Consider the following 9,473-nt stretch of genomic DNA (forward strand, 5'->3'; position numbering starts at 1 on the left):
TTGTGAACGCGCTGACCGGTTGGCTGACCGGATTGTGGGTCACGCGGGATGATCACGTCGTGGCTGAACGCCTGAACCATGACCTGGTCTTCGTGGCCTTCTTGATAGGTGTTGCCAACGGAGTCGGCAGTGAAGGCGCCGGCAGTGATCAGGCCTTGTTTTTCGCCGGTAACCGACATGTACGCGGGTGTTGCCATGGGGTGCTCTCCTTGCGGATAAATTTAAGGTGCCCGGGAGGCGAAATCGCCCGGTGGGTGCCGAAGACATATCAAGTAGCGTGCCAGGTTTTGCGAAGTGCCCGGGAGCCGGGGGTTAAGCTGCACCTGATCGGGTTTTTGACTGTTTTTCGTGCGGATTTGAGGTCTGAAGTGCGCAACTTCTTGCGCAGTACTGCGCAAGAAGTTGCGCACTCGTCTGTACAGAACGGATTACGTGGGCTGTAGGGATGTGTCCACACGGTTATCCACATTTGAGTGCGCAAGAAGTTGCGCACAATGGCGTGTGGCCACTATTGGTGGGGGTTGCTAAAAAATGGCCAATCCATCATTCATTTTTGCCATTACGCCACTGGTGCGTCGCCTTGGGATTGTCAGACAGTCGCACGCCAAAGCCTTGCGATAAGCCGTTGCGCAAGGCGTGAGGGTGAAAAAGCGTCTTATAAATGAAACAGCGCCCTCGGCTATACTCCCCGCATTTCGACTTAGGCACGAGGACTCACTGTGAAGAACTGGACGTTGCGCCAACGCATTTTGGCGAGCTTTGCGGTGATTATCGCCATCATGTTGCTGATGGTCGTCGTCTCGTATTCACGGCTTTTGAAGATTGAGGCTGGCGAACAGAGCGTGCGTGATGACGCGGTGCCGGGTGTGTATTTCAGCTCGATGATTCGCAGTGCCTGGGTAGACAATTACCTGCAAACCCAGGAATTGCTGGGCCTTAAAAAAGGCTTGGGAATCAGTTCCGAGGACGCCGCAGACTTCAAGGCCTTCGAAGCACGGCTCGAAGAGCAGGTGGGCAACTATCAAAACACCATCACTACCGAGCAGGACAAAGCCGAGTTCAGCTTGTTCAAGCAGGACATCCTGAACTACAACAAGATTCAGGCTCAGGTGCTCGATCTGCACCAGCGCAATCTCGATGATGACGCGACGAAGTTGTTCAACGAACAACTGACGCCAGCGTGGATGGCTGGTCGCATGAAACTCAACGACATCATTCGCGAGAACAAGTCGGTGGCCGATCAGGCCATGGACAACATTGACAGCGCAGTGGAAGCGGCCAAGATCAGCATGTTCATCTCGTTGCTGGTGGCCATTCTCGCGGCTGGCGCCTGCGGCCTGCTGCTGATGCGGGCGATCATGGCACCGATGAACCGCATCGTGGAAATCCTCGAAATCATGCGTACCGGCGACTTGAGCAGCCGCCTGGACCTTGCCCGCAAAGACGAGTTCGGCGCGGTGGAAACCGGCTTCAACGACATGATGGCCGAGCTGACTTCGCTGGTGTCGCAAGCGCAGCGTTCATCGGTGCAGGTGACCACTTCGGTGACCGAAATCGCCGCCACTTCCAAGCAACAGCAAGCCACCGCCACCGAAACCGCCGCCACCACCACCGAAATTGGCGCGACCTCGCGGGAAATTGCGGCGACGTCCCGCGATCTGGTACGCACCATGACCGAAGTGTCCACCGCCGCCGATCAGGCCTCGGTGCTCGCCGGCTCCGGCCAGCAGGGCTTGGCGCGCATGGAAGACACCATGCATTCGGTGATGGGCGCAGCCGATCTGGTCAACGCCAAACTGGCGATCCTCAACGAGAAGGCCGGCAACATCAATCAGGTGGTGGTGACCATCGTCAAGGTCGCCGACCAGACCAACCTGCTGTCGCTGAACGCGGCGATCGAAGCCGAGAAGGCCGGTGAATACGGCCGTGGTTTTGCCGTGGTTGCCACTGAAGTGCGGCGTCTGGCGGATCAGACGGCGGTCGCCACTTACGACATTGAACAAATGGTCCGTGAGATCCAGTCGGCGGTGTCGGCGGGCGTGATGGGCATGGACAAGTTCTCCGAAGAAGTGCGTCGTGGCATGTCCGAGGTGCAGCAAGTCGGCGAGCAACTGTCGCAGATCATCCATCAAGTGCAGGCGCTGGCGCCGCGGGTGTTGATGGTCAACGAAGGCATGCAGGCCCAGGCCACGGGCGCCGAGCAGATCAATCACGCGCTGGTGCAGTTGGGCGATGCCAGCAGCCAGACCGTCGAATCGCTGCGTCAGGCCAGTTTCGCCATCGATGAACTGAGCCAGGTGGCCGTCGGGCTGCGCAGCGGCGTTTCGCGATTCAAAGTCTGATGAGCGAAATCAGCGCCAAACGCAGTGCCGCACCCGTGGCGAAGCAGGCGTTATTCCTGCTGTTTCGCATTGGCAATGAGCGGTACGCCTTGCGTGCCACCGAAGTGGCGGAAGTGCTGCCGCGCTTGCCGTTGAAACCGATTGCCCGGGCGCCACAGTGGGTCGCCGGGGTGTTCGCGTATCGCGGCGCGGTGGTGCCAGTGATTGATCTCAGCGCGCTGACTTTTGGTCAACCCGCCGAGGCACGCACCAGTACGCGGTTGGTGTTGGTCCACTATCGCCGGGACGCGTCGCAGCCGGCGCAATGGCTTGGGCTGATTCTCGAGCAGGCGACAGACACGCTGCGCTGTTATCCAGAGGATTTTCAACCCTACGGCCTCGACAATCGCGAGGCGCCGTACCTCGGCCCGGTGCGCGAAGATGCGCAGGGGCTGGTGCAATGGGTGCGGGTCAGTGACTTGCTCGATGATGGCGTGCGCGCCTTGCTGTTCCCCAATCCGCCGCTGGACCCGATGCAGCTTGAGGCGCAGTCATGAGCAGCGACCAGCGCTTTTTCGACTTCCTCAAAGAACGCATCGGCCTTGATGTCACCTCTGTGGGGCCGGCGATCATCGAGCGAGCCGTCCGTCAGCGCACCACGCTTTCACAAGCGGCGAACGCCGAAGAATATTGGCAACTGCTGCAAGGTTCGCGCGATGAACAGCAGGCGCTGATCGAAGCGGTGATCGTCCCCGAAACCTGGTTTTTCCGTTACCCGGAGTCGTTCGCCACCCTCGGTAAACTGGCGCGCAATCGTCTTGGCGAACTGAACAACATGCGCGCGCTGCGCATCCTCAGTCTGCCGTGTTCCACCGGCGAAGAGCCTTATTCGATTGCCATGGCCTTGATTGACGCCGGGCTCAGGCCGCATCAGTTCAAGGTCGATGGCATGGACGTCAGCCCGATCTCGGTGGAAAAGGCGCGGCGCGCGTTGTATGGCAAGAACTCGTTTCGTGGCCAGGATCTGGACTACCGCGAGCGGCATTTCACGCCTGAGCAGGACGGCCATCGGGTCAACGAAAACGTGCGCGAGCAAGTGCGTTTGCAGGTCGGCAATGTGCTCGATCCGACGCTGTTGGCCAGTGAGCCCGCCTTCGATTTCGTGTTCTGCCGCAACCTGCTGATCTACTTCGATCAGCCGACCCAGAAGCAAGTCTTCGAAGTACTCAAGCGCCTGACTCATGTCGATGGCGTGCTCTTTATCGGCCCGGCGGAGGGCAGTCTGCTTGGACGGTTAGGCATGCGTTCGATCGGTATTCCCCAGTCGTTTGCGTTCAGCCGCCACAGTGAGCCGGCGCCGGAACCGTTGCCGATCCCCAAGCCCATTCCGTTGCCCGTCAGTCAGCCGCTGCGCACCACGCCACCCACACCGTCCGTGCGCAACCGGCCGTTTACCGCCGTGACGGCACTGCCGATTACCTGCAAAAGCGCCAACCCGGATGCTGCGACGTTGCTCGCCCACATTGCCGCCCTGGCCAACGAAGGCAAAAGCGCCGAGGCCCGTGCCGCGTGCGAGCAGTATTTGCGTAGCCACGAACCGGTGGCGCAAGCCTTCTACTGGCTCGGCCTGCTCAGCGATGTCGCAGGCAGTGCCCTTGAAGCCCAGGGTTTTTACCGCAAGGCGTTGTACCTCGAACCGCAACATCCCGAAGCGTTGATGCACCTGGCCGCGTTGCTGCAAGCCCAAGGTGACAGCGCCGGTGCCAGACGATTACAGGAGCGCGCCGCCCGCAGCGCACGCACCGCCGACAGTGAGCGCAAACGATGATCCCGTCCGACACCTTGAACGTCACACATGAAGATGCCCGGGCCATCGACGATTGCTGGAACCGCATCGGCATTCACGGCGACAAGTCCTGTGCGCTGCTGGAAGAACACATCCATTGCCGCAATTGCTCGGTGTATTCCGCCGCCGCCACGCGCCTGCTCGACCGCTATGCGTTGCAGCAGGACGAGCGTGACCCGGTGGCTACAGCAGTCGAAACCGATTTGAAAACCCGTTCTCTGCTGATGTTTCGTATTGGCGAAGAATGGCTGGGGCTGGCGACGCGCAGCCTCGTAGAGGTGGCGCCGATGCAGGCGATTCACTCGCTGCCACATCAACGCTCGCGGGCCTTGCTTGGCGTGGCCAATGTGCGCGGCGCGCTGGTGGCGTGTCTGTCGCTGGTTGAGCTGCTGGATCTGGATGGCAATGTTGCACCGGCCAATGGCGGGCGAGTCATGCCGCGCATGCTGATCATCGCTGCCCATGGTGGACCGGTGGTGGTGCCGGTGGATGAAGTTGATGGCATCCATGCGATTGACGAGCGCATTCTCGATGCCGCATCGCGATCCGGCGCTCAGGCCAGTGCCAAGTACACCCGGGGTGTTCTGCCATTTCGGGGGCGCAGCCTGCGTTGGCTGGATGAAGAACAGCTGCTGTCCGCCGTGACCCGGAGCCTCACATGACCCCCGAGCAAATGCGCGACGCCTCATTGCTGGAGCTGTTCAGCCTTGAAGCTGAGGCCCAGACCCAAGTCCTGAGCGCGGGGCTTTTGGCACTGGAGCGCAACCCGACCCAGGCCGATCAACTGGAATCGTGCATGCGCGCGGCGCACTCGCTCAAAGGCGCGGCGCGGATCGTCGGTATCGACAGCGGCGTCAGCGTTGCGCATGTGATGGAGGATTGTCTGGTCAGTGCGCAGGAAGGGCGGTTGTTGCTGCGCCCGGAGCACATCGACGCGTTGTTGCAGGGCACCGATTTGCTGATGCGCGTCGCCGTGCCGGCCAGCGCGCCGCAACCGGCAGACATTGAAGCTTACGTCGCGCTGATGGCGCGCCTGCTCGATCCGTCAGCCCCGCCAGCATCGGTCGCTGCGCCGCTGATGGCCGAGTTGCAGCTTGAAGCGTCGCCAGCGGTTCAGCCGACGCCGGTGCCTGCTATAGAAGCTTCTGTTGAGTCGCCAGAGCCGCCACCGAACAAGAGCAAACGCACCACCGAAGGTGGCGAACGCGTGTTGCGCGTCACCGCCGAACGTCTGAACAGCCTGCTCGATCTGTCGAGTAAATCGCTGGTGGAAACCCAGCGACTCAAGCCGCATCTGGCGACCATGCAGCGCCTCAAGCGCATGCAGAACAACGGTCTGCGCGCATTGGAAAACCTCAACGTCCACCTCAAGGAACATGCGCTGAGCCTTGAAGCTCTGGAAGCGTTGGAAGATGCGAGGCGTTTGCTCGCCGAATCCCAGCAAATGCTGATCGAGAAAAATGCCGAACTCGATGAATTCGCCTGGCAGGCCAGCCAGCGCGCGCAAGTGCTCTACGACACTGCATTGGCCTGCCGCATGCGGCCCTTCGCAGACGTGCTCAGCGGTCAGGTGCGCATGGTGCGTGATCTGGGCCGCACTCTCGGCAAGCAGGTGCGACTGGAGATCGAAGGCGAGAAAACCCAGGTCGATCGCGATGTCCTGGAAAAACTCGAAGCACCGCTGACGCATTTGCTGCGCAATGCGGTCGATCACGGCATCGAAACCCCGGAACAACGGCTGCTCAAGGGCAAACCGGAAGAAGGCTTGATCCGCCTGCGCGCCTCGCATCAAGCGGGATTGCTGGTGCTGGAATTGAGCGATGACGGTAACGGCGTCGATCTGGAAAAGGTTCGGCGCAGCATTGTCGAGCGCCAGTTGTCCCCCGCCGAAACAGCGGCGCAGTTGAGCGAAGAGGAGCTGCTGACCTTCCTGTTCCTGCCAGGTTTCAGCCTGCGCGATACGGTCACTGAAGTGTCTGGCCGTGGCGTCGGCCTTGATGCCGTTCAGCACATGGTTCGCCAGTTGCGCGGGGCCGTGGTGCTGGAGCAAACGGCGGGCGAGGGCAGTCGCTTCCATCTTGAAGTGCCGTTGACCTTGTCAGTGGTGCGCAGTCTGGTGGTGGAAGTCGGCGAAGAGGCCTACGCCTTTCCGCTGGCCCACATCGAGCGCATGTGCGATCTGGCCCCCGAAGACATCGTGCAGGTCGAAGGTCGCCAGCATTTCTGGCACGAGGGCCGGCATGTCGGGCTGGTGGCTGCCAGCCAGTTGTTGCAGCGCCCGGCCAGTCAGAGCAGCGGTGAGGCCCTGAAAGTCGTGGTGATCCGCGAGCGCGATGCGATCTATGGAGTGGCGGTCGAGCGCTTCATTGGCGAGCGCACGTTGGTGGTATTGCCACTGGACGAGCGTCTGGGCAAAGTGCAGGACATTTCCGCCGGCGCCTTGCTCGATGACGGCTCAGTGGTGCTGATTGTCGACGTCGAAGACATGCTGCGTTCGGTGGACAAACTGCTCAATACCGGGCGCCTCGAGCGCATCGCCCGCCACGGCAATCAAGCCGTGGAGGCGGCGCGCAAACGAGTGCTGGTGGTCGACGACTCGCTGACGGTACGCGAGCTACAGCGCAAACTGCTGCTCAACCGTGGCTACGACGTCGCTGTGGCGGTGGACGGCATGGACGGTTGGAACGCGTTGCGTTCGGAGGACTTCGATTTGCTGATCACCGACATCGACATGCCGCGCATGGACGGCATCGAACTGGTCACGCTGTTGCGCCGCGATAACCGGCTGCAATCGCTGCCGGTGATGGTCGTGTCGTACAAGGATCGCGAAGAAGACCGGCGCCGTGGACTGGATGCCGGCGCCGACTATTATTTAGCCAAAGCCAGTTTTCATGACGACGCCCTGCTCGACGCAGTGGTCGAGCTCATCGGAGGAGCGCGGGCATGAAGATTGCTATCGTCAATGATATGCCGCTGGCGGTGGAGGCCCTGCGCCGGGCGCTGGCCTTCGAACCGGCGCATCAGGTGGTCTGGGTCGCGTACAACGGCGCCGAGGCGGTGCGCCTGTGCGCCGAAAATACCCCGGATCTGATTCTGATGGATCTGATCATGCCGGTGATGGACGGCGTCGAAGCCACCCGACGGATCATGGCCGAGAGCCCGTGCGCCATTGTCATCGTCACGGTTGACCGGCAACAGAACGTGCACCGGGTCTTCGAAGCCATGGGCCACGGCGCGCTGGACGTGGTCGACACCCCGGCCCTCGGCGCCGGCAATGCACAGGAAGCAGCGGCGCCATTGCTGCGCAAGATCCTCAATATCGGCTGGCTGATCGGTGAGAAAACCCCTCGCTCGCGCCCCGTGCCGACTCCCCAGCGCAGCACGGCGTCGTGCCAGCGACTGGTAGCAATCGGTTCGTCGGCGGGCGGGCCGGCGGCGCTGGAAGTGCTACTCAAGGGCTTGCCGCGTGATTTTTCGGCGGCCATCGTGCTGGTGCAGCACGTTGACCAGGTGTTCGCCGCCGGCATGGCCGAGTGGCTGGCCAGCGCCAGTGGTCTGGATGTGCGCCTGGCCCGCGAAGGCGAGCCACCGCAAGCCGGCGTGGTGCTGCTGGCCGGCACCAATCACCATATTCGATTATTGAAGAACGGCACGCTGGCCTACACCGCCGAGCCGGTCAACGAGATTTACCGACCCTCGATCGACGTGTTTTTCGAGAGCGTCGCCAGTTACTGGAATGGTGATGCAGTCGGGGTTTTATTGACCGGGATGGGACGTGATGGGGCTCAAGGGCTTAAGCTCATGCGCCAACAAGGTTACTTGACCATCGCGCAGGATCAGCAAAGCAGTGCGGTCTATGGCATGCCCAAGGCCGCTGCGGCCATTGATGCAGCCGTTGAAATCCGCTCACTGGAAAAGATAGCGCCACGATTGCTGGAGATTTTCCCCAAATGAACAGATCTTTCCGCAATCCTGGCCCCCGCCGTACTCAGGTGACCGCCCATGAATGACTTACAGATCGATGACATCAAAACCGACGAAAACGCCGCCATGGTGTTGTTGGTGGACGATCAGGCGATGATCGGCGAGGCCGTGCGTCGTGGGCTGTCGAATGAAGAAAACATCGACTTCCACTTCTGCTCTGACCCGCATCAAGCCATCGCACAAGCGGTGCGGATCAAACCAACAGTGATCCTGCAGGACCTGGTCATGCCAGGCCTCGATGGTCTGAGCCTGGTGCGCGAATACCGTAATCACCCGGCGACCAAGGACATTCCGATCATCGTTCTGTCGACCAAGGAAGACCCGCTGATCAAAAGCGCGGCGTTTTCGGCCGGCGCCAACGACTATCTGGTGAAACTGCCGGACACCATCGAATTGGTCGCGCGCATCCGTTATCACTCGCGTTCCTACATGACCTTGCTGCAACGGGACGCGGCGTACCGTGCGCTGCGGGTCAGCCAGCAGCAGTTGCTCGACACCAACCTGGTGCTGCAACGCCTGATGAACTCCGATGGCCTGACCGGGCTGTCCAACCGTCGACACTTCGATGAGTATCTGGAACTGGAATGGCGACGTTCCCTGCGTGATCAGAGCCAACTGTCGTTGCTGATGATCGACGTCGATTACTTCAAGTCCTATAACGACACGTTTGGTCATGTCGAAGGCGATGAGGCGCTGCGCAAGGTTGCCACGGCGATCCGCGACGCCAGCGCCCGGCCGTCGGACCTGCCGGCGCGTTACGGGGGGGAGGAATTTGTCTTGGTGCTGCCGAACACCTCGCCGGGCGGCGCGCGACTGATGGCGGAGAAGCTGCGCCAGACCGTGGCCGCGCTGAAAATTCCACATATTGCACCGAGCGAAGGCGCGAGCCTGACCATCAGTATCGGTTTGGCGACGATGGTGCCTGAGTCGGGTAGCGATTGCCGGTTGCTGATTTCGGCGGCGGATCGCGGTTTGTACCTGGCCAAGAACAATGGGCGCAATCAGGTCGGCATTGAGTAGTCCACTGTCCCCTGTGGGAGCGGGCTTGCTCGCGAAGGCGACGGCATAGCCAGCAGTAGGGTTGGCTGACCCACCGCATTCGCGAGCAAGCCCGCTCCTGCATTTGCAATACGTCGCCCCAACAGCCGCCAGACGGGCTGCCGTGACAGCGTGATTACGTTATACTCGCCGGCTTTCAAAAGTTCGCCAACGAGTGCTGCCCGTCATGGAAATCAACCCGATCCTGAACACCATCAAGGACCTGTCCGAGCGCTCCGAAACTATTCGGAGCGCTCGGACAGGTCCTTGATGGTGTTCAGGAT

7 protein-coding genes and 2 pseudogenes are annotated in these 9,473 nt (G+C 61.1%); 8 read left to right on the top strand and 1 reads right to left on the bottom strand.

Annotated features, from left to right (window positions below):
* A partial coding sequence (gene tssD / locus ACIOWA_RS14815) for a type VI secretion system tube protein TssD (RefSeq protein WP_339494476.1) occupies nt 1–197 on the bottom strand: 197 nt, incomplete at its 3' end.
* A gap of 522 nt (nt 198–719) precedes the next feature.
* On the opposite strand from tssD, the gene ACIOWA_RS14820 reads away from it, so the two are divergent.
* The 8 genes and pseudogenes from ACIOWA_RS14820 to ACIOWA_RS14855 form a co-directional block, all read left to right on the top strand.
* Nucleotides 720–2,342, top strand: coding sequence for a methyl-accepting chemotaxis protein (locus ACIOWA_RS14820; RefSeq protein WP_401160452.1), 1,623 nt, complete (start codon nt 720–722; stop codon nt 2,340–2,342).
* On the top strand, nt 2,342–2,878 hold the full coding sequence (locus tag ACIOWA_RS14825) for a chemotaxis protein CheW (protein ID WP_221733981.1): 537 nt from the start codon (nt 2,342–2,344) through the stop codon (nt 2,876–2,878). The genes ACIOWA_RS14820 and ACIOWA_RS14825 overlap by 1 nt, the downstream gene beginning before the upstream one ends.
* Entirely contained in the window at nt 2,875–4,149 is a 1,275-nt protein-coding gene (locus ACIOWA_RS14830; protein WP_401160454.1) for a CheR family methyltransferase, read from the top strand. Before ACIOWA_RS14825 ends, ACIOWA_RS14830 begins: the two co-directional genes overlap by 4 nt.
* Nucleotides 4,146–4,829 carry a chemotaxis protein CheW gene (locus tag ACIOWA_RS14835; protein ID WP_339464318.1) on the top strand — a complete coding sequence of 228 codons (684 nt, stop codon included), beginning with the start codon at nt 4,146–4,148 and terminating at the stop codon, nt 4,827–4,829. Before ACIOWA_RS14830 ends, ACIOWA_RS14835 begins: the two co-directional genes overlap by 4 nt.
* A complete protein-coding gene (locus ACIOWA_RS14840) occupies nt 4,826–7,114 on the top strand; it encodes a hybrid sensor histidine kinase/response regulator (protein WP_401160456.1) in 2,289 nt (762 codons plus the stop codon). The genes ACIOWA_RS14835 and ACIOWA_RS14840 overlap by 4 nt, the downstream gene beginning before the upstream one ends.
* Nucleotides 7,111–8,121, top strand: coding sequence for a chemotaxis response regulator protein-glutamate methylesterase (locus ACIOWA_RS14845; protein ID WP_339430510.1), 1,011 nt, complete (start codon nt 7,111–7,113; stop codon nt 8,119–8,121). The genes ACIOWA_RS14840 and ACIOWA_RS14845 overlap by 4 nt, the downstream gene beginning before the upstream one ends.
* A gap of 48 nt (nt 8,122–8,169) precedes the next feature.
* A pseudogene (locus ACIOWA_RS14850) lies at nt 8,170–9,220 on the top strand (diguanylate cyclase domain-containing protein).
* A 156-nt stretch (nt 9,221–9,376) separates the two neighbouring features.
* Nucleotides 9,377–9,473: pseudogene (locus tag ACIOWA_RS14855) on the top strand (hypothetical protein); the annotation flags it as partial.

It is taken from the genome of Pseudomonas sp. NPDC087614, from assembly GCF_044743485.1.
Lineage (GTDB): Bacteria > Pseudomonadota > Gammaproteobacteria > Pseudomonadales > Pseudomonadaceae > Aquipseudomonas > Aquipseudomonas baetica_A.